Here is a 26,995-nt window from a genome sequence, read left to right as displayed (position 1 = left end):
GCTTTCCGTGCCCTGAGCCGGCGCGGACGAGCGGGGAGTGAGCCGGGATGCGGCTGGTCGAGGGTGAGGCGTTGCCTCCCGACGCGGACACCGCGGCGACGCCGACCGACGCGGGCACCGTGACGGCGGGGTCCGACGTGGACACCGCGGCGACGAGCACGGCGTGCGGCGCGGCGTCCGACCTGGCGCCCGACCTGGCGCCTGACGCGGTGTCCGACGTGATGCCGCAGGTGATGTCCACTGTGTCCGTCGCCCCGCCGGTCGCGGGGCCGGTCGCCGGGCGGGGCACGGGGTCGGGCCTGGTGACCGCGACGCCGCCGGCGACGGTCCCCGCCCTGTTCGAGGAACAGGTGCGACGGACGCCGGGCGCGACGGCGCTGGCGCTCGCGGGGCGCTCACTGTCCTATGTGGAACTGAACGCCCGGGCCAACCGGCTGGCGCACCGGCTCGTCGCCGAGGGGGTGCGGCCGGAGCGCGTCGTGGGCCTCGCCCTGCCCCGGTCGGCGGAGCTGGTGGTCGCGTTCCTGGCCGTGCTCAAGGCGGGCGCGGCCGTGCTGCCCCTCGACCCTGGCCTCCCCGCCGGTCGGCGTGAGCGGCTGCTCGCCGACGCCGCACCGCTGTGCGTCCTGGCCACGGAACGGACCGCCGCCGCCGTGGCCGGCTCCGGGGTGGCCTGTCAGGTCCTCGACGACCCGGCGGCCCCCGGGAGACCGGACCGTTTCCCGGACACCGACCTGTCCGACCGTGAGCGGCGGGGCCCCCTGCGGCCCGCCCATCCCGCCTACGTCGTCTACACCTCCGGCTCGACGGGCCGGCCCAAGGGCGTGGTCGTCAGCCACACCGGGGTGGCCGCGCTGGTGGCCACCCAGCGCGAGCGGCTCGGCGTCGGCGCGGGCGCCCGGGTGCTCCAGTTCGCCTCGGTCAGCGTGGACGCGGCGTTCTGGGAGATCTGCATGGGGCTGCTGACCGGGGCGGCGCTCGTGCTCAGCCCGGCCGACGCGCTGTTGCCGGGCCGCCCGCTCGCCAGGACGCTCGCCGAGCACCGGATCACCCACGTCACCCTGCCGCCGTCCGCGCTCGCGGAACTGTCGCCCGAGGACGGCGACCTGGCCGGGGCCACCGTCGTCGTGGCGGGGGAGGCCTGCCCGCCCGACCTGGCCCGTCGCTGGGCCGCCGAGACCAGGGGCGGGACCACGTCGGCGGGGCGGCGGCTGGTCAACGCGTACGGCCCGAGCGAGACCACGGTCTGCGCGACGATGAGCGGTCCCCTGACCGGCGAGGGAATTCCCCCGATCGGGACGCCGATCCGCGACACGTGGGTTCGGGTGCTGGACGCGGGCCTCCGATCGGTGGACGTCGGCGCGGTGGGGGAGCTCTACGTAGGCGGGCCGGGGCTGGCGCGGGGCTACCTGGGCCGGCCGGCGCTCACGGCGGAGCGGTTCGTCGCCGACCCGTTCGGCCCGCCCGGAGCGCGCCTGTACCGCACCGGCGACCTGGTGCGGCGGCGCCGCGACGGCGCGTTGGAGTTCGTCGGCCGCGCCGACGACCAGGTCAAGATCCGCGGGTTCCGGGTGGAGCCCGGCGAGGTGGCCGCGGCGCTGGCCGAGCACCCCGCCGTCGCGCGGGCCGTGGTGGTGTCGCGGACGGACCAGGGGCGGGAGCCGAGGCTGGTGGGCTACGTCGTGCCCGACCCCGCCGCCGACGGCGCGGTGGCCGGGCACGAGGCCGACCGGCGGGTGGCGGAGTGGCGGGAGGTCTACGACGAGCTGTACGCCCGGTCGGGGGATCTGCCGCTCGGCGAGGACTTCTCCGGCTGGCGCGGCAGCCACGACGGCGAGCCGATCCCGCCGGAGCAGATGCGGGAGTGGCGGGACGTCACGGTCGAGCGGATCGGGGAGCTGCGGCCGCGCCGGGTCCTGGAGGTCGGCGTCGGGGCCGGCCTGCTGCTGGCGCGCCTGGCGCCGCGCTGCGAGGCCTACTGGGGAACCGACTTCTCGGCCGCCGCGGTCGAGAACCTGCGGCGTCAGGTGGAGGGCGACGCCGAGCTGGCCGGCAGGGTGACGCTGCGGGTCCAGCCCGCCGAGGTCCTCGACGGGCTGCCCACGGGGTTCTTCGACACCGTCGTGCTGAACTCCGTGGTCCAGTACTTCCCGCACGGCGAGCACCTCGTCGACGTCCTGGACCGCCTGCTCGGCCTGGTGGCCGAGGGCGGCGCGGTCTTCGTGGGCGACGTGCGCAACCTCCGCCTGCTCCGGTGCTTCCACACCGACGTCCACCTGCGACGGTCCACAGAGGACGGTCCCGTCGCCGCGAGCGCCCTCAGGACCGCCGTCGACAGGGGCGTGGCGACCGACCAGGAGCTGGTGGTCGACCCCGACCTCTTCACCGAGCTGGCGGCGCGCCACCCGCTCGTCGCCGGGGTCGACGTGCGGCTGCGCCGAGGGCGGCACCACAACGAGATGAGCCGGTACCGCTACGACGTCGTGCTGCGCAGGAACCCGCCACCGGTCGAGCACGACCGGTGTTGGCACGCCGAGCGGTTGTGCTGGGGCCGCGACGTGGCCGATCTGCGCGACCTCGCCGCGCGGCTGACCCGCCACCGGTCGCGGCGGCTGTGGATCTCCGGCGTGCCGAACGCTCGGCTGACGACCGCGCTGGCCGCGCTGCGCCTGGTGGAGCGGGGCGAGCCGGTCGACGCGGCGGGGCTGGAGCGGGTCGCGGAGGAGGACCCCACTCCGGTCGACCCGGAGGCGTTCCACGACCTCGGCGCGATCCTGGGGTACCGGGTGGCCACGACGTGGACCCCGGCCAGCGGGGACGGCCGGGTCGACGTCCTGTTCGAGGCGGACACCCGCGCCCCGTCGCCGGCTCTCGGCGCGTCGTGGCCGCTGGTGGACGGGACGCCGGCGCCCGACGTCGGCGCGAGCCAGGGGCGGTGGTTCACCCGGCACACCAACAACCCCACGGCGGCTCGGTGGGCGGGCGCGCTGCCGGCGCGGCTGCGCGCGCACCTCAGGGAGCGGCTGCCCGACCACATGGTGCCGGCCTCGATCGTCGTCCTCGACTCGTTGCCCCTGACCGTCAGCGGCAAGGTGGACCGGCGGTCCCTGCCGGCGCCCGACCCCGGCCTCGCGCCCGGCGGCCGCCCGCCGCGCACCCCGGTGGAGCGGACGCTGTGCGCGTTGTTCGCCGAGGTCCTCGGTGTGCCGGCGGTGTCGGTGGACGACAGCTTCGTGGACATGGGCGGGCACTCGCTGGCCGCCACCCGGCTGGTCAGCCGGGTCCGCACCGCCCTCGGGGCCGAGCTGCCCGTCCGCGCGGTGTTCGAGGCGCCGACCGTCGCCGCCCTCGTCGACCGGCTCGCCCACGGCCGGCTCCGGCCGCCCCTGACGCGCCGAGCGCGTCCCGACGCGGTGCCGATGTCGTTCGCGCAGCGGCGACTGTGGTTCCTGCACCGCCTCGAAGGCCCCAGCGCGACGTACAACGTCCCGTTGGCCGTGCGGCTGTCCGGTCGGCTGGACCGTGCGGCGCTGGCCGCCGCGCTGCGGGACGTGGTCGAGCGGCACGAGAGCCTGCGCACGGTCCTCACCGACGACGGCGGTCGACCGCGCCAGGTGGTGCTGCCCGAGGCCCGACCCCCGCTGGTGGTCCGGTCCGTGTCGGAGGCGGACCTGGCGAGCGCCCTGCGGGACGAGGGCCGCCGGGGGTTCGACCTGCGGACCGAGATCCCGTTTCGCGCGGCCCTCTTCGCCGTGCGCGCCGATGACGCCCGACCGCCGTCCGACTCGCGGGGCGACGACCCGGAGCGCGCCGAGCACGTCCTGCTGCTGACCCTGCACCACATCGCGTGCGACGGGTGGTCCATCAGTCCATTGTGGAGAGACATCACGGCCGCCTACGCGGCGCGGTGCCGAGGGGCGGAACCCGACTGGGCGCCCCTTCCCGTGCAGTACGCGGACTTCACGCTCTGGCAACGGGATCTGCTGGGAGTGACCGAGGACGGCAAGATCGACCCGGACGGCGTCGCCGCGCGACAACTCGCCTACTGGACGAAGGCGCTGGCCGGGATGCCCGAACAGCTCCGCCTGCCCACCGACCGTCCCCGGCCCGCCGCGTCGGCCTACCGGGGCGGAACGGTCCCGGTCGAGATCACGCCCGACCTGCACACCGGCCTGCTCGACCTCGCCCACCACACGGGGACCAGCCTGTTCATGGTGCTGCACGCCGGGCTCGCCGCCCTGCTGACCCGGCTGGGCGCCGGCACGGACCTGCCGATCGGCAGCCCGATCGCCGGGCGCACCGACGACGCGGCGGAACAGCTCGTCGGCTTCTTCGTCAACAACCTCGTGCTGCGCACCGACACCTCGGGCGATCCCCGGTTCCCCGAGCTGCTCGCGCGGGTGCGCGAGCTGGACCTGGCCGCCTACGCGCACCAGGACCTGCCGTTCGACCAGCTCGTGGAGGCGCTGACGCCGGCGCGGTCGCTCGCCCACCACCCGCTGTTCCAGGTCATGCTGGCGGTGCAGAACGCGCCGGTCGGCGACGTCCGGTTCCCGGGGCTGCTGACCAGGACCCAGCCGGTGGACCTTGGCACCTGCCGGATGGACCTGGTGTTCAGCCTCGCCGAACGACCCTCGCCGGACGGAGCCGCGCGCGGGATCACCGGGCTCGTGGAGTACGACGCCGAGCTGTTCGACCGCCCCACGGTCGAGACGCTGGTGGCCCGGTTCCTGCGGGTGCTGCGGGCGGTCGTCGCCGACCCGGGTCAGCGCCTCAGCGCGCTCGACGTGCTGGGTGAGGACGAGCGACACCGCGTGCTCGTCGACTGGAACGACACTGCTCGGGCACTGCCGGAGGCCCCGTTCCCCGCACTGTTCCGGGCGGCGGTCGCGCGCGCCCCGGACGCCGTCGCGGTGGTGTCGACGACCGACGGCGAAACCGGAACCGGAACGGGAGCAGGAACCGGGAGCGGGACCGGAATTGGGACCGGGAGCGGGACTGGGACCGGGACCGGGGCCGGGACCGTTGAACTGTCCTACGGCGACCTGAGCCGGCGGGTGAACCAGCTCGCCCGCCACCTGGTGCGGCTCGGGGTCGGACCGGAACGTCGTGTCGCGGTCGCGCTGCCGAGGTCCCGCGAGCTGGTGGAGGCCGTCCTGGCGGTGCTCGCGGCGGGCGGGGCGTACGTGCCGCTGGACCCCGACTCGCCGTCGGCCCGGCTCGCCCTGATCGCGGAGGACGCGCGGGTCGCGCTCGGCGTCACCACCCGGTCGGCCCTGGCCAGGATGCCGCGACGGCGCGCCGCCGGGGGAGACGGGTCGGAGACGCGGTGGGTCGTCCTCGACGACCCCGCGACGCGCGCCAGCATCGAGTCCTGTGTGGACGGTGATCTGTCCGATGCGGACAGACTCGCCCCGCTGAGGCCGGCCAGCCCCGCCTACGTCATCTACACCTCCGGGTCGACAGGGCGACCCAAGGGTGTCGTGGTCACCCACGCCGGCCTGGCCGCCGTGGCCGCCGTCCAGGTGGAGCGGTTCGGCCTCACCTCGGACAGCCGCGTGCTGTTGTTCGCCTCGCCCAGTTTCGACGGCACGGTCTGGGAGCTGTGCGGGGCCCTGCTGACCGGCGCGACCCTGGTGACCGCCCCGGCGACCCGCCTGGTCCCCGGTCCGCCGCTGGCGGAGCTGGTCGCAGAGCAGGGGATCACCCACGCCACCCTGCCCCCGGCCGTCCTCGGCGTGATGGCCCCCGAGGACCTGCCGGACGGGCGTTGGCTGATCGTCTCGGGGGAACCGCCGTCGCCGGGCACGACGCGCCGGTGGGCGGCGCGGCACCGGGTGCTCAACGGGTACGGGCCGACCGAGACCACGGTGTGCGCCACGCTCAGCCGGCCGTTGTCCGACGACCCGGTGCCGCCGATCGGCCGGCCCACGGTGAACGCCAGGGCGTACGTGCTGGACGCCCACCTGCGGCCGGCGCCGCCGGGGGTGGTGGGCGAGCTGTACGTGGCGGGTCCGTGTCTGGCCAGGGGCTACCTCCACCAGCCGAGCCCCACCGCCGCGCGGTTCGTCGCCTGTCCCTTCGGCCGGCCGGGGGACCGGATGTACCGCACGGGCGACCTCGCGCGCTGGCGCGGGGACGGGGAGCTGGAGTTCGTCGGCCGGGCGGACGCCCAGATCAAGATCAGGGGTTTCCGGGTGGAGCCGGCGGAGATCGAGGCCGTCCTCACCGGGCACCCGGCCGTCGCCCAGGCCCTCGTGCTGGCCCGCGAGGCGCCCTCCGGCGAGCGCCACCTCGTGGCCTACGTGACGCGCGCCGACCGGGCTGGTCGGGTCGTTGACGGGGCCACCCTCCGCGAGCACGTCGCCGCGGCGCTGCCGGACTACCTCGTGCCGTCGGCGGTGGTCGTGATGGACGAGTTCCCAGTGACCGCCAACGGGAAGATCGACCGCGATAGACTGTCCACTGTAGACATCGAGCGCGCCGCGGTCGGCCGCGCGCCCCGCACCCCCGCCGAACGCATCCTGTGCGCCGTCCTCGCCGAGCTGCTGGGACGCCCCTCGGTCGCCGTCGACGACAACTTCTTCGACCTCGGCGGCCACTCGCTGCTGGCGATCCGGCTCGTCGGCCGGATCCACCGCCAGCTCGGCGTCCGACTGCCGGTGCGCACGGTCTTCGAGCGGCCCACCGTCGCCGAGCTGGTCGCGGCCGTGGACGCCGTGCGGGCGGGGAGGCCGGGGGTCGACGCCCGGGAGCGGATCGTGCCCGACGCGCCCCCACCCGACGGGCAGGCCCCACTCGACGGGCAGGCTCCGCCCGACGGGCAGGCCCCGCCCGGTGCTCCCGCCTCCGTGGCCGACCCAGCCCCCGTGGCCGATCTCGCGGCCGAGCCGCCCCTCCCGCCCGACATCACCCCGGACCGCGGCCTTCCCGCCGACCTCGACCGCAACCGCCACCCCCGGCGCGTGCTGCTGACCGGCGCGACCGGGTTCCTCGGGGCCTACCTGCTCCGCGAGCTGCTCGACAGCACCTCCGCCGAGGTCCTCTGCCTGGTCCGCGCGGCCGACGAGGCCGAGGCCTCCGCCCGCCTGGCGCTGGCGCTCGCGCGCTTCGGCCTCGCCGACCCGGCCTCGGTCTCGGCGTCGGTGTCGGCGTCGGTGCCGGTGTCGGCGTCGGCGTTGACGGCGCGGATCATCCCCGTGGTCGGCGATCTCACCGAGCCCCGGCTCGGCCTCCCGCAACCGGTGTTCGACGAGCTGGCCGGCGAGCTGGACGCGATCTACCACAACGGCGCGCTGGTCAACGGCGTCGAGCCGTACTCCCGCCTGCGGGCCGCGAACGTGCTGGGAACGCGGGAGGTCCTGCGCCTCGCCACCCGCCGCCGGGTCACACCCGTGCACCACGTCTCGACCGCCGCGGTGGTCGTCGCGATCGACGCGCGGGGGGAGGTCGTGCGCGAGGACGACCACGTGCCGCCGCGCTCCCTGCTGCCCAACGGGTACGTGACCAGCAAGTGGATGGCCGAGCGGCACGTGTGGGCGGCGTCGGCGCGTGGCGTCCCGGTGACGGTCCACCGGCCGGGCCGCGTGGGCGGCCACAGCCGCACCGGCGCCGGCGGACCCGACGACGCCTTCTGGCAGCTCGTCCGCGCGATGCTGCTCCTGCGCGCGGCGCCGGAGCTCCCGCACGGCGACGCGCCCGTGGTCGACCTCGTGCCGGTGGACCACGTCGCGCGGGCCGTCGTGCACCTCGCGCGCTCGCCCTCCTCGTTCGGCAGGGCGCACCACCTGACCTGCCGCACGCCGCTGGCGTTCGCCACGGTCCTGGACGAGCTGCGCGGGCTCGGGTACGCGCTGGACCCGCTGCCCTACCACCGGTGGGTGCGCCTGCTGGAGGAGCGCGCCGACGAGCCGGGCGGCGAGGAGCTGGGCGTGGGCCTCCTGCTCGGCGAGGCGCTGCCCCAACTGGTCGGGCTGTCCCGCCTGCGCTTCGACCGGGCGAACACCGACGGCGGCCTGGCCGGCTCGTCGGTCGTCCTCGCCGACCCCGACGCCGGCTTCGTCCGCCGGTGCCTGCACTGGTTCGTCGCCAGCGGGTTCTTCCCCGAGCCGCCGACCCGCCCGGCCGCCGACGTGGCGTCCGGCGGGACGGGGGAGCGGACCGACGCACGAGGGAGAGGGTCAGGATGAGCGAACCGTCGCGGACCGCCGGGGGAGTGGCGGCCGAGGAGCCCGTGCCGTTCCCGTTCAGCCCCGTGATCGGACTCGACGTCGACCCGGCCTACGCCGCGCTGCGGGAGCGGCCGTCCCTGCTCAGGGTGAGCGTGCCGTACGGGCACGACGCGTGGCTGGCCACCCGGCACGAGGACGTCAGGGCCGTCCTCGCCGACCCGAGGTTCAGCAGGGCGGCCTCGGCGGACCACGACGAGCCGCGGCTGACGCCGTTGCCGCTGCGGACCAGCGTGATGGGGCTGGATCCCCCGGACCACACGCGGCTGCGCACCGTCGTCAGCCACGCCTTCACCATGCGCCGGGTCGAGAACCTGCGTCCGTGGGTGCACGCGCTCGCCGACCGGTTGCTGGACGAGATGGTCGAGCAGGGGCCGCCTGCGGATCTGGCGAACGCGTTCTGCGTGCCGCTGGCCGGGAGGGTCGTCTGCGCGTTGCTCGGGATCCCCTTCGAGGACAGGGAGAAGTTCCAGACCTGGCTGCGCGCGCACTTCACCACCACGGAGATGTCGGCCGACGAGGTGGCGGCCGGGATGCGGGCCCTGCGCGGGTACCTCGCGGAGCTGGTGGAGCGGCGGCGTCACGACCCGAGGGACGATCTGGTGACCGCCCTGGTGCGGGCCTGCGACGAGGAACGCCGGTGCACCGAGGAGGAGCTGGTCGGCCTGGTCAGCATCCTGCTCATCGCGGGGCATGACACGACCGCGTTCCAGATGTCCGCCTCGGCCTACGTCCTGCTGACGCATCCGGAGCAGGCGGACTTGTTGCGGTCGCGTCCCGAGTTGGCGTCGGGCGCGGTGGAGGAGTTGCTGCGGTACGTGCCGTTGATCGCGCACGTCAGCTTCGCGCGCTACGCGACGGAGGACGTCCTGGTGGGCGGGACCCTGGTCAGGGAAGGGGATGCGGTGCTGCCCGCCATTCCCTCCGCGAACCGGGACGAGGCCGTCTTCCCCCACCCGGACCGGCTCGACTTCCGTCGCGCGTCCAACCCCCATCTCGGGTTCGGGTTCGGACCGCACCGCTGTCTGGGGGCGGCGCTGGTCCGGATGCAGATGCGGGTGGTGTTGCCGAAGCTGCTCGCCCGGCTGCCGGACCTCAGGCTGGCCGTGCCGGCGGCGGAGGTGCCGTGGGCCACCGGCATCCAGGCCAGGACCGTGGAGTCCCTGCCGGTGACCTGGGGCGCGAGGAGGGCGGGGCGATGACCGAGGCGACGACCGAGGCGATGACCGAGGCGACGACCGAGGCGCCGACGCCGGTCCCGTACCCGTTCGCCGAGGCCGTGCGGCTCGACCTGCATCCCCGGTACGCGGAGCTGCGGGAGCGGGGGACGCTGCTCCGGGTCCGCGTCCCCTACGGCGACGACGCCTGGCTGGCCACCCGGTACGAGGACGTGCGGACCGTGTTGACCGACCCCCGGTTCAGTCGGGCCGCCGCGAGCCGGCACGACGAGGCCCGGCTGACGCCGCTGGCGATCAGGACCAGCGTCATGGGGGTCGACCCGCCCGACCACACCCGGCTGCGCAAGCTGGTGGCCAACGCCTTCTCCCGTCGGGGCGTGGAGCACCTGCGGCCCCGCGTCACCGACCTGGTCCGGCGGCTGACCGACGACATGGTGGCCCGGGGTTCCCCCTCCGACCTCGTCACGTCGTTCGTCACCCCGTTGTCCGGCCTGGTGATCTGCGAGCTGCTGGGCGTCCCGTACGAGGACCGGACCCGGTTCCGGCACTGGCTGGAGGGTTTCTTCAGCATCACCGCCCTGCCGGCCGACGACGTGGCCGCCCGGATCGAGGCGATGTACGACTACATCGCCGAGTTGGTCGCCCGCCGGCGCGCGGAGCCGGCCGACGACCTCCTCGGCGGGCTCGTCCGCGCCAGGGACCGGGACCGGAGCTGTTCCGAACAGGAGCTGGTGGACCTGGCCAACGTGCTCCTGCTCGCCGGCTACCACACCACCGCCGCCCAGCTCGCGTCCTCGCTGTACGTGTTGCTGTGCCAGCCGGAGCAGGCGGAGTTGTTGCGGTCGCGTCCCGAGCTGATGCCGAGCGCGGTGGAGGAGTTGCTGCGGTACGTGCCGTTGATCGCGCATGTCAGCTTCGCGCGCTACGCGACGGAGGACGTCCTGGTGGGCGGGACCCTGGTCAGGGCGGGGGATGCGGTGCTGCCGGCCATCCCGTCCGCCAACCGCGACGCCGAGGCGTTCCCCGACCCGGACCGGCTCGACCTCGCCCGACGACCGAACCAGCACCTGGCCTTCGGGGTCGGGCTGCACCACTGCCTGGGGGCCTCCCTGGTCAGGGTGCAGATGGAGGTCGCCCTGACGATGGTGCTGGGGAGGTTCCCCGACCTCGCGTTGGCGGTGCCCCCGGACGAGGTGGAGTGGTTGCGCGGCATGCAGGCGCGGACCCCGGTCCGACTGCCGGTGGTCTGGGGCGGTCGCGCGGCGGCTGCCGCGGGGCGGAGGGAGTCGGCCGCGGCCGGTGCGGATCGGGGCGCGGGGTGAGCCCGCCCGACGCGGCCACGGGTCCTGACGTCGACTCCGGGCCACCCCGCGCCTCTCCCTGGCCCGAGGAGGCCACCATCGCCGACGTCGCCTGCGACCGGCTCGGCCGGATCTGCCGCGCGTTGAGGTGGTCGGCGGCCCGGCGTTCCGCCCTGCTGGACGAGCTGCGCCGGCTGTGGGAGCCGTGGGGCGGCGCCCCGGTGGCGCGCCGCACGGGCTACCGCTCGGCGATCTCCCCGCAGGGCGTCCCGTTCGAGCTGGCCGTCGTCTGGCGGGGCGGTGGCACCGGGGTCCTGGTGGACTTCGAGGCGCTCGGCGAACACCCGTCGGCACTGTCCAGTGTGGACACCGGCCGGGAGTACGTGCGGCGCCTCGGCGACCGGCAGGGGACCGCGCTCGACGCCTACCTCAGCGTGGAGGACCTGTTCACCACCGCCCAACCCCAGGGCCCGTTCCCGTTGTGGCACGGGGTTTCCTGGTCGGCGACCGGCCCGCCCGTGTTCCACGTCTACCTCAACCCCGCCATCCACGGCGGGCGCCGGGCCGACGAGGTGACCGCCGAGGCCGCCTCCCGGCTGGGCGTCGGGCGCGCGTGGCGGGCCGTCCTCGACCACCGGGACCGGCTCGACGCGCCGCGCTGGCGGCCGGTGGGCGTGGCGCTGCGGCTGTCCGGCCCCGGCACCCGGCGGGTCCGGGTGTACGTGACGTCGCTGGCCGACGGGGCGACCCTGGACGCGCAGGCGGGGATCGCCGAGGGCCACGTGCCGGGCCGCATCGCCGCGGCCCTGCGGATCACCACCGGCGGTCGCGGCGCGGGCTGGGCCCGGCCGCCGACGCTGTGGTTCACCCTCGCGCCGGGGGAGCCGGTCCCGGTCGCCTCGGCGGTCGACATCCCGCTCACCACGGACAACGACGCGTGGGCGCACGGCAGGGTGTCCCGCCTGATGATCAGCCAGGGGCTGGAGCCCCTCGGCTACTCGACGGTGTTGGGCGCGGTCTGCGACCGGCCGTGGGTGGTGACCAGGACGCAGACGCTCGTGTCGTGCCGTCCCGGCGCGCCGGGCGGACGACCGGCCAGGGTCGCGGTCTACCTCGCGCCCGGCCCGTGCTCGCGCGACGGGGAGCCGGGGACGACCGCGACGACCTGAGACAACCGGACTGGGACAACTGGACTGGGACAACTGGACTGGGACAACCGAACTGGGACGAGCGGAAGGTGGTGCCCGATGCCCGTGCTCGACGGGAGGGTGGCGGTGGTGACGGGCGGCGCCCGCGGCATTGGCCGGGCGATCGTGGAGCGGTTCACCAGGGACGGCGCGGCGGTCGTGTTCAGCTACCGGCGCGACGAGGAACTGGCCAGGAAGGTCGTGGCGGACGCGGGGTCCATCGGCGGGCGGGTGTGCGCGGTGCGCGTCGACCTGACCGACCTGGACGACATCGTCGGGCTCTTCGACACGGCGGAACGGGCCTTCGGCGGCGTGGACGTGGTGGTGAACAACGCGGGGGAGGGCCGCGTGTGCCCGATCGCCGAGACCACCGAGGAGGTCTACGACCGGATGATGGCCGTCAACGCCAAGGGGGCGTTCTTCGTGCTCCAACAGGCGGCGCGCCGACTGCGGGACGAGGGAGCGGTCATCACCATCTCGTCCGCGAGTACGGTGATGGCCGAGCCGGGCGCGGCGGTCTACTCCGCGAGCAAGGCCGCCGTCGAGCAGTTCACGCGCGCCGCCGCGCTGGAACTGGCGCCCCGGCGGATCACCGTGAACGCGGTCTCGCCCGGAGCCACCGACACCGACATGCTGCGGGCCGGCAACAGCCAGGAGGTCCTCGACGCGGCGGTGCGGATGACGCCGCTGGGCCGCCTCGGGCTGCCCTCCGACATCGCCGACGTCGTCGCCTTCCTCGCCGGCCCGGACGCCCGGTGGGTGACGGGGCAGAACCTGCGGGTCACCGGTGGCCTCGCCTGAGGGCTCCGGCGGTGGGACGGCGGCGGCGCGGATCTTCTCCGCTCACCCACAGGAACCTCCGGTCCCCCATCACGACGGAACGGGGCCGGCCCGCCCCTCCCCGGAGTGGCGAACACGAGATCAGGAATGGTGGCGACGGCCCCGTTCGCGGGATTCCTCGTTCCACTGTGTGCGTTCTTGGTCAAATAGTTCACCCACGAGCGGCATTTTCGAGTGGGCGGCCCGGATGCACTCCGTCGTCGCTTGCCCGCCCCCGGGGCCCGTGGTTGTGTAAGCGCCGGGGTGAAGTCGGGGACGCGGGCCCGTCTCGGGCCGATGCGCCCCGATTCGGGACACAGGGAGGAAAACATGGCAGTGGCGTCCGGCGACCTCCGTCAACGGAAGATCGCCAAGAGTTTCGAGGCCCTCGACGTGACCGGGCGCGGCACGGTGTCCATGAGCGACCTGGAGGACCAGGTCCGGCGGATCGCCGCCGAGTTCGGCGCGGCGGCCGACTCGCCGCAGTTCGCCCGCCTGCTCGACGCCGACGCGCGGTGTTGGCGGGAACTGGTGAAGTGCGTCGGCAAGAGCCCCGAGCAGGAGCTCACCATGGACGAGTACGTCCAGGGCATCACGCGCCTGCGCCAGCAGGACATCCGCAAGGCGCTGACGCAGTACGCCGAGGCGCTGTTCGAGATGGTCGACAACAACCGCGACGGCAGGATCTCGCGGGACGAGTTCGTGCGGTACGCGAAGGCGATCGGCGTGTCCTCCGAGGACGCCGGCGCCGTGTTCCAGCGCATGGACTCCGACGGGGACGGCGAGCTGTCCAGGACCGAGTTCGCGCGCAACATGTACGACTTCTTCGCCGGCAGCGACGTGAAGGCCACCGGCAACGAGCTCATCGGCCGGCTCTGAGGTCCCGGCGGAGCGGCGCCGCCGTCGGCCACCCGTCCCGGTTCTCGCACCGGAGGAGACCGACGTGAACAATGCTCGGACCTCCTGACCGGAATCGACTGTCGTGCGATGGTGTCGACGGGAAAGAATCACATTGACGGACGCCGGGACCGGGCGGGATCCGGTTGGTGGTCGTCCATTCTTCCTCCCCGATCCCGGTGGCGCGCCCGCCGCGTCCGCGGCGTCCGTCGGGATCGGGGAGGAACCATTGCCGTTCGAGGGTCGGACCCGTTGTCGGACGGCGACCGGAAATGACACGCGAACACGTCCTCGACGACAGCGAACACCCCCTCGACCGGAACGGAGCCTTCCGTTGACCGTCATCGGCCTGCGCCCGACCATTCCCGTTGAGCGACCCGACGCGATGCGCGAACTCAGGGCGTTCTACGTCGACGTCCTCGGTTTCCGCGTCCTCACCGAGAGCGGGTCGGTGCTGCGGCTGGCCGGTCCGGCCGACCCCCGGTTCCGCCTCGACTTCCAGCGCACCGACGGCGGCGGCGCGACCCCCAGGGGCGTCCAGCTCACCGTGGACGTGCTCGACCTGGACCGGGCGCACGCGGAGCTGGTCCGCCGCGGCGCGACCATCGTCCGGCCCCTCGCGACCGAGGGGCTGCGGCGGTCCTTCGCCGTGGTCGACCCGGCCGGGCTGCTCGTGGAGGTCGTCTCGGAGGACCCGGCCCGCGTCTTCGGCGGCTCGCCCGTGCTCCGCCGGCTCACCGACCTCGTGGCGCCCTGCGCGGTCCGCGCGGCGGTCTGGCTGGGGGTGGTGGAGCTGCTGGCGGCCGGAGCGACGCCCGCGCCCGAGCTGGCCGAGCGGACCGGCTCGCACCCGGACGCGCTGGGCCGGCTGCTGCGCCACCTGGTGGGCTGCGGCGTGCTCGTCGAGGACCCCGCCGGGGTCTTCGCGCTCAGCGACGTCGGCCGGCTGCTGCGCGAGGAGGCCAGCGCGAGCCGGGTGGACTGGCTGATGCCGGAGGGCATCAGCACGCGGATGGACCAGGCCGTGCTGGCCGTGGTCCACTCGATCCGCACCGGCGAGGCGGTCTACCCGCGGTTGTTCGGCCGCTCGTTCTGGAAGGACCTGGCGAGCGAGCCCGACCTCGGCGAGGGGTTCAACGCCATGATGGGCGGGACGACCGCGACGGTCGCGCCCCGCATCGCGGCCTGTTACGACTGGTCGGCCGTCGCGCAGGTCGTCGACGTGGGCGGCGGCGACGGCACCCTGCTCATCGAGCTGCTGCGGGCCCACCCGCACCTGTTGGGCACGCTCGTGGACCTCCCGCACACCGCGACCGCCGCCAGGGCGAACCTGGCGCGGGCCGGCGTCGGTGACCGCTGCGTGGTGGTGCCGGGGAGCTTCTTCGACCCGCTGCCCTCGGGCGCCGACGTCTACGTCCTGTCGAACGTCCTGCACGACTGGGACGACCTGGAGGCGGAGCGCATCCTGCGCCGTTGCGCGGAGGCGGCCGGCCGGCGGGGGCGTGTCCTGGTCTACGACCTCCCGCTGGACGCCCCGGTCGAGCCGGAGCTGACCACGCGGCTGGACCTGGCGATGCTGGCGTTGTTCGCCGGCCGGCTGCGGACCGGCCAGGAGCTGGCGCGCCTGGCGGCCACGGTCGGCCTGGCCCCGGCGTCGACCCAGGTGGTCGCGGGCGTCGCCCAGCTCACGGAGTTCACCGCCGCGTCGCCGGCCTGATCCTTCCCCGCGCGCCGACCGAGGAACGGGAGCACCGTCGTGGCCAGTGCCCTCCAGGACACGCTCGTCGACCTGTCCGATCCGCGATCCTTCGTGGACGGTGTGCCCCACGGGGTGTTCGACCGGCTGCGCCGGGAGGCGCCGGTGCACTGGACACCCACCGACTGGGGGACGCCGTCCGGGGGTTTCTGGTCCCTCACCCGGCACGACGACGTCGTCGCGGTCTCGCAGGACCAGGAGGACTTCACGTCCGCGCTGGGCGCGATGTTCCCGAGCTGTCCGGACACCGTCGCCCTGCAACGCGGCGCGATGATCATGCGGGACCCGCCCGACCACACCCGGCTGCGCCTGCTGACCGCGCGGGGCTTCGGCCGGCGCGCGGTCGGCAGGCTGGAGGACTGGGTGCGCGAGCTGGCCGTCCCCCTGGTCGAGGGGCTGTGGCGGCGCGACACCCTCGACTTCGTCGCCGAGGTGGCCGCCGTCCTGCCGGCGCGGGTGATCGGCGCGCTGCTCGGCGTCCCCGACGCGGACCTGGACAACATGGTGCGGTGGGCGCACGCCATGGTCTTCGGCGGCGCGGACGCCGACGGCGTCGACGCGGCGCACCAGGCGGCGCTGGAGGCGTTCGAGTACGCGGACTGGCTGCGGGACCGGAAGCTGCGGCACCCCGAGGCCGACGTGATGACCGAGCTGGCCATGGCGGACGTCGACGGGGAGCGGCTGCGCGCCGAGGACTACAACGCGTACTTCCTGTTGCTGGTCACGGCCGGGATCGAGAGCACGCACACGCTGCTGGGCCAGGCCGTGCGGCTGGCGCTGGAGGAGCCGGGCGTCGAGCGGCAGATCCGCGCCGCCGCCACCGCGCGCCGGATGGACGGCGTGGTGGAGGAGTTGCTGCGCCACGTCTCACCGGTGATGCACATGGCCCGGCACGCCCGGCGGGACGTGCGGTTGCGGGACAGGACGATCGCGGCGGGGGACATGGTGCTGCTGTGGTACGTCGCGGCCAACCGCGATCCCGAGGTCTTCCCGGACCCGCACCGCTTCGACAGCGAGCGCCGTCAGCCGCACGTGGCCTTCGGTGGCGGCGGGCCGCACTACTGCCTGGGCAGCCACCTCGCCCGGCTGGAGACCAGGGTCCTGCTGGAGGAGTTGTTCACCCGAGGACCCCGGCTGGAGCCGGCCGGACCGCCGCGCCGGGGGTGGAGCGTGTTCGCCAACCACCTGCGTGAGCTTCCCGTCCGGGTGCGCCCGGCCTGAGAGGCCGACCGGAGAGACCGTCAGGAGAGGTCGACCGCACCCGTCTCGCGCCCACCCTCGCGGACCACCGTCGAGGACCACCGTCGCGGAGCACCATCGAAGACCACCTCTCGGGAGGAACGTCCACTATGGACAATCGGATCAGGAGGGTCGTCGTCCTCGGCGGCGGCACCGCGGGCTGGATGACCGCCGCGTACCTCGGCAAGGCCCTGCGGGGCACCGCGAGCGTCACGGTCCTGGAGGCCCCGGCGATCCCGAGGATCGGGGTGGGCGAGGCGACCGTGCCGAACCTCCAGAAGCTGCTGTTCGACTTCCTCGGCCTGCCCGAGGAGGAGTGGATGCCCGAGTGCAACGCCAGCTTCAAGATGGCCGTGAAGTTCGTGAACTGGCGGACCCCGGGGGAGGGGGAGCCGGTCGCGCGGCGGATCAACGGCGGCCCCGACCACTTCTACCACTCGTTCGGCGTGGTGCCGACGCATGACGGCATCCCGTTGTCGCACTACTGGGTCTACGACCGGCTGCGGGGCCGCACCGACGCGCCCTACGACCACGCGTGCCTGCGCGAGGTCCCCGCGATGGACGCCCTGAGCGCGCCGCGCTGGTTCGACGGGCGTCGCTCAGCGCCCTACGCGTGGCACTTCGACGCGCAGCTCGTCGCCGACTTCCTGTGCCGCCACGCGACCCGGCGGCTGGACGTCGCGCACGTGCGGGACGAGTACGTGGGCGCGGAGTTCGACGCGCGCGGGTTCATCACCGCGCTCCGGACGAAACAGGGCCGGCGACTGGAGGGCGACCTGTTCGTGGACTGCTCCGGGTTCCGGGGGCTGCTCATCAACCAGGCGATGGAGGAGCCGTTCCTCGACATGAGCGACCACCTGCTGTGCGACAGCGCGGTGGCCACCGCGGTGCCCAGCGACAGCGCGACCGAGGGCGTGGAGCCCTACACCTCGGCGATCGCCATGCGGTCCGGCTGGACGTGGAAGATCCCCATGCTCGGCCGGTTCGGCTCCGGCTACGTCTACTCCAGCCGGTTCGCCGAGCAGGACGAGGCCGTGGCCGACTTCTGCGCGCTGTGGGGGCTCGACCCGGAGACCACGCCACTCAACCGCATCCGGTTCCGCGTGGGCCGCAACCGCCGCGCGTGGGTGCGCAACTGCGTCGGCATCGGGCTGTCGTCGTGCTTCCTGGAACCCCTGGAGTCCACCGGGATCTACTTCATCACCGCCGCGATCCACCGCCTGGTCGGCCACTTCCCCGACCGGAGCTTCGACCCGGTCCTGATCGACCGGTTCAACCACGAGATCGAGACGATGTTCGACGACACCAGGGACTTCATCCAGGCCCACTTCTTCTTCTCGCCCCGGGTGGACACCCCGTTCTGGAAGGCCAACAAGGAACTGCGGCTGGCCGACGGCATCCAGGAGAAGATCGCCCTGTATCGGGCGGGCATGGTCGTCAACCCGCCGCCGACGCACGACGAGGACACGGTCTACGACCATGTCGACCTCGACTTCCGCAAGGTGTGGACCAACGGGAACTACTACTGCGTCCTCGCCGGGCTCGGGGCGCTGCCCGACCGGCCGATGCCCCTGCTGGCCCACCGACCGGACTCGGTCGCGTCGGCCGCGGCGCGGTTCGCCGAGGTCAGGCGACGGCAACGTGAGCTGGTCACCACCCTGCCGTCCCACTACGAGTACCTCTGCCGGCTGCACGGCAGGTGAACCATGGGCGTGGTGTCTCGGCGGAGCCGGCCTTCCGACCCGGAGGCGCTCCCGGCGTCGGCCCGGCCCGCCACGGTCGCCGTGGACGCGTTCCGCCGCATGATGAGCGCGTTCCCCACCGGCGTGGCCGTCGTGACGACCACCGACGAGAACGGCCGTCCTCGCGGCCTGACCTGCACGTCGCTGTCAAGCATCACGCTGTCCCCGCCGACGCTGATGGTCAGCCTGCTCAGCACGAGCGGGACCCTGCGCGCGGCGCGGGGCCGGGGCGGCTTCGCGGTGAACCTGCTGCACTCCCGGGGCCGGCGGGCCGCCGAGGTGTTCTCCTCGCCGGTGCCCGACCGGTTCGCCGAGGTCGGGTGGCGGCCGGTCGGCGACTCGGGGCTGCCGTGGCTGGCCCGCGACGCGTTCGCGGTGGCGGAGTGTCGCGTGGCCGGCTCGGTCGAGGTCGGTGATCACACGTTGGTGTTGGGCGAGGTGGTCCGCGTGCTCCAGACGGCGGACGTCCCCCTGCTCTACGGGCTGAGGTCGTTCTCCTCGTGGCTGTCGGGCTCCGCGCCACCACCGCCGTCCGACGCGCTCGGCCCCGATCATCGGGGGTGAGCCGGGGACCGGGCCGAGACCAGGGGGCGAGCGCGGTGGACAACGGTCGGGTGGAGACGGTCGGCGGCGGCACGGGCCTGCGACGGCGCCGGACCACGGTGAGGGTTGTCGCCGGAGTGCTCGGTGTCGGCACGCTCCTGGCGGTCGTCGTGACGGCGCTCGCCTCGACGGCGGGCATCTCCGAGTCCACAGTGGACACGAGTGGCGTCGATCCGGTGACCCGCCTTCTGCTGGCGGTGACGGTCATCCTGGTCACCTGCCACCTCCTCGGCGCGCTGTGCGCCCGGTTCGGGCAGCCACCGGTGGTCGGGGAGATCCTCGGCGGCCTGGCCCTCGGGCCGTCCGGGCTGGGACTGGTCCTGCCGGGCGCGCGCGAGTGGCTGCTCCCACCGGCGGTGGCGCACGCCGTGGGCCTCGCGGCCCAGCTCGGGCTGGTGACCTTCATGTTCCTCGTCGGCTGCGAGCTGCGCGTCGACCAGGTGCGGGCGCGCCGGCGCGCGGTCGGCTCGGTCGTCCTCGGCGCGACCGGGCTTCCCTTCCTCGCCGGCGTCGCCCTCGCGGTCGCCGCCGCGCCCACGCTCGGCGCCACGCGCGGCCCCGCCTCCGCCGTGTTCCTCGGCCTGGCGATGTCGATCACCGCGTTGCCGGTGCTCGCCCGCATCCTCACGGACATGGGGCTGGCCGCGACCCCCGTGGGCACGCTCGCGGTGGGCTGCGCGGCCGTGGGCGACGCGCTCGCGTGGGGCGCGATCACGGTCCTGCTCGCGACGACGACCGGTGGCCGGCACTGGACGTGGACGGTGGGCCTGACGCTGGCGTTCGTGGCGGTCGTGTTCGGGTGCGTGCGCCCGGCGCTGGACGCGCTCGTCCGCCGCGCCGGGACCCACCCGCCCACGCGCCACCTGCTGCTGCCCCTGCTCGCCGCCGGGGCGCTCGCCGCGGCCACCGCCACCCAGCTCATCGGCCTGCACCCGGTGATCGGCGCGTTCCTGTTCGGCGCGGCCGTTCCCCGGCACTCCTCGGTCGTCGACCGCGTCGACCAGCTCCTCCGCGGCTTCGCCGTGACCGTCCTGCTCCCGCTGTTCTTCGCCGGTGTCGGGCTGACCGCCTCCTTCGCCGCGTTCGGCGACTCGCCCGCGCACTGGCTGGTGTTCGTCGTCGCGCTGGTGCTGGCGAGCGGGACGAAGTTCCTCGGAGCCAGCGGAGCCGCCCGCCTGGCCGGGGTGCCCCGGGGCGAGGCGGTGTGCCTCGGGTCGCTGCTGAACTGCCGGGGCGTCACCGAACTGGTCGTCGCCAGCATCGGGTGGCAGCACGGGTTGGTCGACGCCTTCGGCTTCACCGTGCTCGTGCTGGTGGCCCTGGTCACCACGGCCGCCACCGGCCCGGTGACCCGGCTGGTCATGGCACGGACACCGGGACCGTGGACCCGACCGCTCCCCTCGCCTGCCCGTCCTCCCGCATGATCCGCTCCCGGTCCCGCCAGTGCGACCAGTAGGCGCCCCGGTACTCCAACGCCGTCAGGCGCAGCAGGAACGGGTTGTCCGCGTAGTTGTTGTCCTCCTCGGTCAGCCCCGGCTCGGTGGGGAGCATGACCCGGTGGTGCTGGTCGGCGGGGACGAGCGACCGCAGCAGCCGCAGGCTGTTGCGCCACCGCCCGGCGGGGGAGCGCAGGGTCTCCTCGTCCTCGGGCAGGTCGGGGGAGAAGTAGCACACCGGCCGGAACCGGCCGTGGTCGTCGAACAGGAACTGGCGTTCGTAGGCGACCCGGCTGGGGCACGCCGCCAGGGGAGTGAGCACGATCGGGTCGATCGCGGTGTTGGACTGGAGCCCGGGAACCGTGTGCCGCCCACCGCACCGCTCGGCGAGCTGGATGCCCAGCGGCGCGTAGGGGAAGATCCGGATGCCGAGGGTGTAGCCGACGACGGTGGCGTCCAGGTCGAGGGTGCGCCGCACGCAGTCGGTCATGGTCTCCGCCGTCTCGCCCGGCATCCCGAGCAGGACCTCCACCATGGTGGCGATCCCGCGCTCCCTGCCCAGGGCGCAGACCCGCTCCAGGTCGGCGCCCGTGTGGTACCGGGAGCCGCCCCTGGTGACCTTCCAGACGTCCAACAGCTCGTCGCGCACGTGGTCGGGCGCGACGTTGATCCCCGCGCACCCCGCCTCCGCCAACAGGTCGGCGAGTTCCTCGTCGAAGGGCGCCGGCTGCACGTAGACCCACAGCCGCATCCGGTGCAGCGGGGAGGCGGGATCGGCGTGTCTGCGCCGGGCGACCTCCCGCAGCACCGCCTTGCTGTGCGCGATGTTGAGGTTGAACTCGCTGTCGGCGGTGTGCAGGTCCAGCACGCCCTGCCGGAGCAGCGACTCCATCTCGTCCACCACCGCGCCGACGTCCCGCCGCGCGAACCGGTTGCCCTTGGCGTCGGGCTCCACGCAGTAGGAGCAGGCGAAGGGGCACCCGTTCTTGGTCAGGACCACGCCCAGCCCGCCCCGCCGGTAGTACTCCAGGTTGTCCACCCGCCACGGCCGCCCGGAGAGCCGGGTGTAGGCGGTGCTCCGGTTGACCTGCTCGACCCGGCCGCCGTCGGCGCGCTCCGCCGGCACCTGCCGCACCACCCCGCCGCCCTCGTTGACGATCAGGCCGGGCACCCGGTCCGGCGGCTCGCCCCGCACCAGGGCGTTGGCCAGTCGGACCAGCGGGACCTCGCCGGGCCCCTTGATCCCGAAGTCGAGGCCGAGGTGGTCGACGAGGGCGAACGGCAGGGTGGAGAACCCCACCCCGCCGCCGACCAGCCACGCCGCCGTGTGCGCCCTGATCTCGTCGACGATCTCGCGGTGCTCGTCGACGAAGCCCCGCTGTTGCTGGGCGTAGACCGTGTCGGTGTTGCGGATCGTGATCCCCACCAGCACCGGGCGCCGGGTCGTGAAGTAGGCGCGCACCGAGGGCCGCCAGTCGTCCCGCACGAACGTCAGGTCCAGCACCTCGACGGCGAACCCGTCGGCCTCCAGCGAGGTGGCGAGGATGTCCAGGGCGTAGGGCGCGATGGGGGGATGCACCTTGTTCGGATTGACGAGCGTGACGAGCACCTTGCCCATGTCTCTCCTCGCGGTGGCCGGGGCGGGTGTCCCTCGGCGCGGACCCGCCGCACGCCCGGACCAGTGTCGAAACGCGTGTTTCCCTCGGGCAAGGCCGCCGATCCAGCTCCGCCGGACCGAGTGACGGGGTTCCACCTACCGCCGGGGGACCGCCCCGCCCGGCCGCCGACCAGCCCCGACCGCCGGCGTCCCACCGGCGTCAACGTGGCCGACGTCACTCTTCCGAGTGAAGGGGAGGTCAGGGCCGATGTCGATCACCGTGCGCCGCGCGAGCGGTGGGGCGTCATGTGGGCGACGTGCCCCGAGCGGGTAGGGCCTCTCGGACAGGGGGCGGCTCCCGCGCGCCGACACCGGACGCGGGGCCGCCGACGTCGAGCGGAAGGAGCGCCGGTTGTCCGCGCGGTGGCAGGACGTGGTCGTGCCCATAGCGATGATGCTCGGCAGCGCCTTGCTCGCGCTGGCCGCCGTGGCCGTGGCGCACCGGGTGCTCCAGCGGCTGGGGCGGCGGTCGGAGCTGGTCGCCGAGCTGGCCACCAGGGCCTACCGGCCGGGGCAGGTCCTGGCCACGGTCCTCGCGGTCCACCTGGTCCTGCTGGGCGCCACGACCACCGGCACGTGGCGCGCGCCGCTGCTGCACGCCCTCCTCCTGGCGGTGATCGCTTCGACGGCCTGGCTGGCCGGCGCGCTGCTCATGGTCGTCGAGGACGTCGCGCTGGCCCGCGTCCGCACCGACGTCAGGGACAACCGGCACGCCCGTCGTATCCATACCCAGATCACCCTGGTCCGCAGGGTCACCCTGGTCGTGGTCGCGGTGCTGGCCGGCGGGACGATGCTCATGACGTTCCCCTCCGCGCGGGCCGCGGGAACCACCCTGCTGGCCTCGGCCAGCGTCATCGGCGCCATCGCGGCGCTGGCCGCGCAGTCGTTGCTGGGCAACGTCTTCGCCGGGATGCAGATCGCCTTCAGCGACGCGATCCGGCTCGACGACGTGGTGGTGGTCGAGGGGCAGTGGGGTCGGATCGAGGACATCACCCTCACCTACGTCGTCGTCCACCTCTGGGACGACCGGCGCCTGATCCTGCCCACCTCGTACTTCATGAAGACCCCGTTCGAGAACTGGACCCGACGCGAGTCGGCGCTGCTGGGCACGGTCGAGGTGGACCTGGACTGGACGGTGCCGGTGGCCGCGATGCGGGACGAGCTGCGGCGGATCGCGGAGAGCAGCGAGCTGTGGGACGGCCGGGTGTGCGTGCTCCAGGTGACCGAGGCGACCCACGCCCTGGTCCGGGTGCGGGCCCTGGTCAGCGCCGCCGACGCGCCCACCCTGTGGGACCTGCGCTGCCTGGTGCGGGAGGGGCTCGTGGACTGGCTGCGCCGGGAGCACCCGGAGTCGCTGCCCCGGGTGCGGGTCGCCGCTCCGGACCGACGGGCCGTCGCCGCCCACCCCGGCCCCACGCCGGTGGGCGAACGCAACGGCGACGGCGACGGCGATGCGCGCATGTTCGGCCAGACCGCCGACGGCGAACGTCGGGAGCAGACCTTCAGCGGCCCCCAGCGCTCCTGACGTCCGCGTGACGCCCGCGTCGGCGTACCCGGGTCAGGCCAGCCAACGACATGATCCCGGCCCAGTGCGGAACGCAGACATGCACGCATGCGCGCACGGGCGTGAGCGGGGACGTCAGTCGGCGACCATCCGCAGGCGAACGACCGTTCCCCGACCGGAACTCCGCACCTGCACCAGGTCGCAGAGCTGGTTGACCATCCACATGCCCCGGCCGCCGTCCTGGAACAGCGCGGGGCGCAGCCGCCCGACCAGCGGGTCCCGGATCCGACCGCGGTCCCCGATCTCGCAGACGACCATCGCCCCGGACTCGGTGTCCTCCCGCCAGACGCGCAGCCGGCCCCTCCCCCCGCCGTGCCGCACGCTGTTGGCGGCGACCTCGTTCACCGCGAGGACCAGGTCCCCGGTCCGGTCCGCCGACAGGCCGACCCACGCCGCGTACTGGATCACCAGCTCCCGCACCCCGCGCAGCGCGCCGTCCCGGAAGGTGAGTTCGGCGGCCTCGTCCGGCACCGGCGGCAGCGGGTGGTCGAGCAGTTGGTCCGCCGCCTCGGCCAGACCCACCCACTCCGGGCTCGGCCGGCTCGCGCCGTCCTCCACCAGATAGGGATGGGTGTGGCGGGTCCGCGCGACCACGCCCGGGTCCAGCGCGGCCGCGTCGTACGGGCACAGCAGCCACCACGCCGGCCACTCGTGGAACGCGACGTTGAGCAGGAACTCGTGCCGCTCGCACTCGACGAACTCGTCCTCGGTGCGGCCGGGGAAGGCTGTCTCCGCCACGCCCCGCGCCCGGCGGCCGTCCGGCGCCGACTCCGCCAGGAAGTCGTGCCACGCCGAGATGATCCGGCCGGGGTTGCGGCCCAGCGTCGCCATGTCGGCGAAGCAGACGCGGTCGGCGTCGCCGCCCAGCGCCGCGCGCAGCAGGTCGATCCTGGGCCCCGGCACCACGACCAGGACCGGCTCGCCCTCGGCGAGCGCCTCCCCGACGAACGGCAGCACGCCGGCGACGAACTCGTCCTCGCCGCGGTACAGGTACGCCTCGTGCCGGAACCCGGTCGGCCGTGGCGGCGCGTCGGGTCCCGGTGGCGCGCTCATGTCCCTGCCCCGGGCAGGCGCCCCGGAGTCCTCGGGGAGCGGGGGCGGCGGCGCCACCACGCCGCCCTCCTCCGACCGGCGGTCACGGCTGGATCTCCACTCCACAACTACCGTCCTGGTCGTAGCCGAGGAGTTCCCACCACCTACGGAACTTCCGCGGCGCCGCCTGCACCACCAGGCGCACGCCGGGGCGGTGGGACTGCGCCGCCAGCGCCAGCGTGCGCATCCCGGTCACGTCGATGAACCGCAGCCCGGACAGCCGCAGCCGCACCGTCGCCACCCTCGCCCCGGTCCTCTCCCTGGCGGGCGCGCCGCTGTGGGCCAGCGCCGTGTCCAGCGCGGCCCGGAACGCGGCCGCGTTGGAGAGGTCGACCTCGCCGTGCACCTCCCACACGTCGTTCCCGCTGCTCCACATGCGGAAACCCCGGTCGGGCCGGTCGGCTCCCAGTTCCAGGCCGTGCACGCACATCACCTGCGCGACCGTCAACGGGTCGAAGCGCCGTGTCCGGTAGGCGCACACCATGATCGCGCCGACCTCGGCCACGAGCCGGCCCAGCCGCACCTCGAAGTCGACCAGGGTCTCCAGCGGTGGCGTGGGCGGGTGGTCCAGCAGCCACTCCATGTCGGCGAGCACGCGCACGCCGCGGTAGCCCTCGTGGCAGGCGGCGGCCGTCTCCCTGGCGAACACACGGCCCATCGCCTCGGCGTCGAACGCGTCGAACGCGTCGAACGCGTCGTGCCGGGGGTGTGGCAGCGTCAGGTGTTCCGGCAGGTGCGCGGCGCACACGTCGTCGGTCCGCGCCCCGAGGACGAACAGCTTGTCCCCGCACCGGGCGCCGTCCGCCAGACACCATCGGGAGAGGCGGTCGTACTCCTCGGCAGAGTCGACGATCCAACCCACGTGGTCGCCCGGCCGGAGCGAGTCCAACCGGACGGCGTCGCGGGTCCCGGTCCCCACGTCCTCCATCCCGGCCGACACTACTCCCTGTGTCCCAGCCGCGACAGCACCGGACCACTTCCGGTGGTGTGGCGACCTGTTTGCATTCGCGTCGACCGCTCGTCCGCGCGCGTGAGGGCCGGGGGCTGATCTGTCCACTGTAGACAGTAGAGGGGGTGGGTGGCGGCCGGCGCGCTCCCCGGTCGGCGACGCACCGTGACGGCCGTCCTCAGAGGACGGTGGACCCGGCGGGGGAGCGGTGTCGCGGGGCGTTCGCCGGGCGCGGGCGCGGGAGGGCGCGCCGCGCCGACTCCGGGGCGTGATTGGCCGCAGGCCGGCTCGCGAGCGTTGTCGCCACCGCGAACGGCTCCGTGGACAATGTGGCGCGGAAAGGAGGCCGACGGTGCGCGGGAGGGGCGAGATCGTCAGGGCGACGAGGTCGGGGGACCACGACGACGGCTGGTCGCCGGCCCCGGGGAGCGGGTCAGGCGCCCCCGCCGTCGCGCGTGCGACGCGCGTGCCCTCCGGCACACCGGCAGCCCGTGATCAGCTGACGTGTTTGAGCGGAGAATGGCGCAGGTTCGAGATCCCCATCCCCTCCCCTCCGACCTTCCCGCGGCGGTGGCGGCCGCCGCCGAGGCGCTCGTGATCGCCTGGGGGCGCGGCGCGGAGGCCACGCACCCGAAGGTCTCGCCCTCCCAGCTCCGTGCCCTGCTCGTCGTGGAGCGGCACCGGAGCATCAACCTCGGCGGTCTCGCGGAGGAGCTGGGCGCGATCCCGTCCTCGGCCAGCCGGCTCTGCGACCGGCTCCAGGCCGCCGGCCTGTTGACCAGACGGGGCGGCCGGGTCGACAGGAGGGAGGTCACGCTGACCCTGACCGGGGACGGTCAGGAGGTGCTCAACCACCTGCGCACCGCACGGCACGCCGCACTCGGCCGGGTGCTGGAGTCGATGACGCTGGGCGGTCGCGCCGCGCTGCTCGCCGGACTGGAGGAGTTCCGCGCGGCGGCGGTCGCCCTGGGGTTGGTGCGCGAGGAGCGCGAGGGCAGAGAGGGCGGCGGGCCTCGGGAGGAACGCGGCGGCCGTGCGGGCCCGGGAGACGCCGTGTCGGCTCTCGGTTCCGACGGCCAGGGAGGGTCGGCGGGGGGCGGCGCTCGGTGATCCCGTGCCCGGTGCCGCGGTCGGTCGGGGGAACGGACGGCGGACCGGACGCCGACCCCGCGCGCGGGGAGCGCGAACCGGACCGGGAGCGCGGGACGCGGAGGACCGCGGGTCGCGCATCCGACACCTCCTCGGTCACGATCTTTGCCGTGCGACAAAAGCGTAGCGGACGGCCCGGGAGGCGCGGCGTCCACCACGCTGGGTGACCGGATCGACGCGGCTTTGGTTGTCCTGGGG

16 protein-coding genes are annotated in these 26,995 nt (G+C 74.4%); 13 read left to right on the top strand and 3 right to left on the bottom strand.

All coding sequences use genetic code 11. From position 1 onward, the window contains the following. Positions 1 to 47: 47 nt before the first annotated feature. The 11 genes from LX15_RS11105 to LX15_RS11055 all read left to right on the top strand — a co-directional run bounded on the left by LX15_RS11105 (position 48) and on the right by LX15_RS11055 (position 20,374). Positions 48 to 8,189, top strand: a complete 8,142-nt coding sequence (locus LX15_RS11105; protein ID WP_253669451.1) for a non-ribosomal peptide synthetase — start codon at positions 48 to 50, stop codon at positions 8,187 to 8,189. Continuing rightward, positions 8,186 to 9,430, top strand: coding sequence for a cytochrome P450 (locus tag LX15_RS11100; protein ID WP_253669450.1), 1,245 nt, complete (start codon positions 8,186 to 8,188; stop codon positions 9,428 to 9,430). The genes LX15_RS11105 and LX15_RS11100 overlap by 4 nt, the downstream gene beginning before the upstream one ends. Continuing rightward, positions 9,427 to 10,728: a cytochrome P450 gene (locus LX15_RS11095; RefSeq protein WP_253669449.1), complete on the top strand. Its 1,302-nt coding sequence runs from the start codon at positions 9,427 to 9,429 to the stop codon at positions 10,726 to 10,728. The genes LX15_RS11100 and LX15_RS11095 overlap by 4 nt, the downstream gene beginning before the upstream one ends. Next, the gene (locus LX15_RS11090) at positions 10,725 to 11,876 is read left to right on the top strand and encodes a hypothetical protein (RefSeq protein WP_253669448.1); all 1,152 of its coding nucleotides are present in this window, start codon (positions 10,725 to 10,727) and stop codon (positions 11,874 to 11,876) included. Before LX15_RS11095 ends, LX15_RS11090 begins: the two co-directional genes overlap by 4 nt. Positions 11,877 to 11,954: 78 nt before the next feature. Continuing rightward, the gene (locus LX15_RS11085; protein ID WP_253669447.1) at positions 11,955 to 12,695 is read left to right on the top strand and encodes a glucose 1-dehydrogenase; all 741 of its coding nucleotides are present in this window, start codon (positions 11,955 to 11,957) and stop codon (positions 12,693 to 12,695) included. A 348-nt stretch (positions 12,696 to 13,043) separates the two neighbouring features. Continuing rightward, positions 13,044 to 13,592: an EF-hand domain-containing protein gene (locus LX15_RS11080; RefSeq protein ID WP_253669446.1), complete on the top strand. Its 549-nt coding sequence runs from the start codon at positions 13,044 to 13,046 to the stop codon at positions 13,590 to 13,592. Positions 13,593 to 13,944: 352 nt separating this feature from the next. Beyond that, the gene (locus tag LX15_RS11075; RefSeq protein ID WP_253669445.1) at positions 13,945 to 15,327 is read left to right on the top strand and encodes a methyltransferase; all 1,383 of its coding nucleotides are present in this window, start codon (positions 13,945 to 13,947) and stop codon (positions 15,325 to 15,327) included. A 39-nt stretch (positions 15,328 to 15,366) separates the two neighbouring features. Then, on the top strand, positions 15,367 to 16,587 hold the full coding sequence (locus LX15_RS33080) for a cytochrome P450 (protein WP_253669444.1): 1,221 nt from the start codon (positions 15,367 to 15,369) through the stop codon (positions 16,585 to 16,587). 128 nt (positions 16,588 to 16,715) lie between these two features. Next, entirely contained in the window at positions 16,716 to 18,308 is a 1,593-nt protein-coding gene (locus tag LX15_RS11065; protein WP_253669443.1) for a tryptophan halogenase family protein, read from the top strand. Positions 18,309 to 18,311: 3 nt separating this feature from the next. Then, the gene (locus LX15_RS11060) at positions 18,312 to 18,911 is read left to right on the top strand and encodes a flavin reductase family protein (protein ID WP_253669442.1); all 600 of its coding nucleotides are present in this window, start codon (positions 18,312 to 18,314) and stop codon (positions 18,909 to 18,911) included. 35 nt (positions 18,912 to 18,946) lie between these two features. Next, on the top strand, positions 18,947 to 20,374 hold the full coding sequence (locus tag LX15_RS11055) for a cation:proton antiporter (RefSeq protein ID WP_253669441.1): 1,428 nt from the start codon (positions 18,947 to 18,949) through the stop codon (positions 20,372 to 20,374). On the opposite strand, the gene tsrT is transcribed toward LX15_RS11055, so the two are convergent. After that, positions 20,310 to 22,004: a tryptophan 2-C-methyltransferase gene (gene tsrT, locus LX15_RS11050; RefSeq protein WP_253669440.1), complete on the bottom strand. Its 1,695-nt coding sequence runs from the start codon at positions 22,002 to 22,004 to the stop codon at positions 20,310 to 20,312. The two genes, LX15_RS11055 and tsrT, sit on opposite strands and share 65 nt — an antisense overlap. A 391-nt stretch (positions 22,005 to 22,395) precedes the next feature. Between tsrT and LX15_RS11045 the strand changes: the two genes are divergently transcribed. Further along, positions 22,396 to 23,568, top strand: coding sequence for a mechanosensitive ion channel family protein (locus LX15_RS11045; RefSeq protein WP_308213448.1), 1,173 nt, complete (start codon positions 22,396 to 22,398; stop codon positions 23,566 to 23,568). A gap of 114 nt (positions 23,569 to 23,682) precedes the next feature. On the opposite strand, the gene LX15_RS11040 is transcribed toward LX15_RS11045, so the two are convergent. Both LX15_RS11040 and LX15_RS11035 read right to left on the bottom strand, forming a co-directional pair. Next, entirely contained in the window at positions 23,683 to 24,720 is a 1,038-nt protein-coding gene (locus LX15_RS11040; protein ID WP_253669439.1) for an anti-sigma factor RsbA family regulatory protein, read from the bottom strand. Between the two features lie 22 nt (positions 24,721 to 24,742). Next, positions 24,743 to 25,627, bottom strand: coding sequence for an MEDS domain-containing protein (locus LX15_RS11035; RefSeq protein WP_253669438.1), 885 nt, complete (start codon positions 25,625 to 25,627; stop codon positions 24,743 to 24,745). A gap of 540 nt (positions 25,628 to 26,167) precedes the next feature. Here LX15_RS11035 and LX15_RS11030 point away from each other — a divergent pair. Next, positions 26,168 to 26,758, top strand: a complete 591-nt coding sequence (locus tag LX15_RS11030; protein WP_253669437.1) for a MarR family transcriptional regulator — start codon at positions 26,168 to 26,170, stop codon at positions 26,756 to 26,758. The last annotated feature ends 237 nt before the right edge of the window (positions 26,759 to 26,995 follow it).

It is taken from the genome of Streptoalloteichus tenebrarius (assembly GCF_024171885.1).
Taxonomy (GTDB): domain Bacteria; phylum Actinomycetota; class Actinomycetes; order Mycobacteriales; family Pseudonocardiaceae; genus Streptoalloteichus; species Streptoalloteichus tenebrarius.
Note: the sequence above shows the minus strand (reverse complement) of the source record. Positions and strands in the feature narration are given on the sequence as shown.

Excerpts from the sequence above, each read along its gene's own strand:
- tsrT (WP_253669440.1), bottom strand. The coding sequence starts at position 22,004 with ATGGGCAAGGTGCTCGTCACGCTCGTCAATCCGAACAAGGTGCATCCC.
- LX15_RS11100 (WP_253669450.1), top strand. The coding sequence starts at position 8,186 with ATGAGCGAACCGTCGCGGACCGCCGGGGGAGTGGCGGCCGAGGAGCCC.
- LX15_RS11105 (WP_253669451.1), top strand. The coding sequence starts at position 48 with ATGCGGCTGGTCGAGGGTGAGGCGTTGCCTCCCGACGCGGACACCGCG.
- LX15_RS11060 (WP_253669442.1), top strand. The coding sequence starts at position 18,312 with ATGGGCGTGGTGTCTCGGCGGAGCCGGCCTTCCGACCCGGAGGCGCTC.
- LX15_RS11080 (WP_253669446.1), top strand. The coding sequence starts at position 13,044 with ATGGCAGTGGCGTCCGGCGACCTCCGTCAACGGAAGATCGCCAAGAGT.
- LX15_RS11085 (WP_253669447.1), top strand. The coding sequence starts at position 11,955 with ATGCCCGTGCTCGACGGGAGGGTGGCGGTGGTGACGGGCGGCGCCCGC.
- LX15_RS11035 (WP_253669438.1), bottom strand. The coding sequence starts at position 25,627 with ATGGAGGACGTGGGGACCGGGACCCGCGACGCCGTCCGGTTGGACTCG.
- LX15_RS11030 (WP_253669437.1), top strand. The coding sequence starts at position 26,168 with ATGGCGCAGGTTCGAGATCCCCATCCCCTCCCCTCCGACCTTCCCGCG.
- LX15_RS11065 (WP_253669443.1), top strand. The coding sequence starts at position 16,716 with ATGGACAATCGGATCAGGAGGGTCGTCGTCCTCGGCGGCGGCACCGCG.
- LX15_RS11095 (WP_253669449.1), top strand. The coding sequence starts at position 9,427 with ATGACCGAGGCGACGACCGAGGCGATGACCGAGGCGACGACCGAGGCG.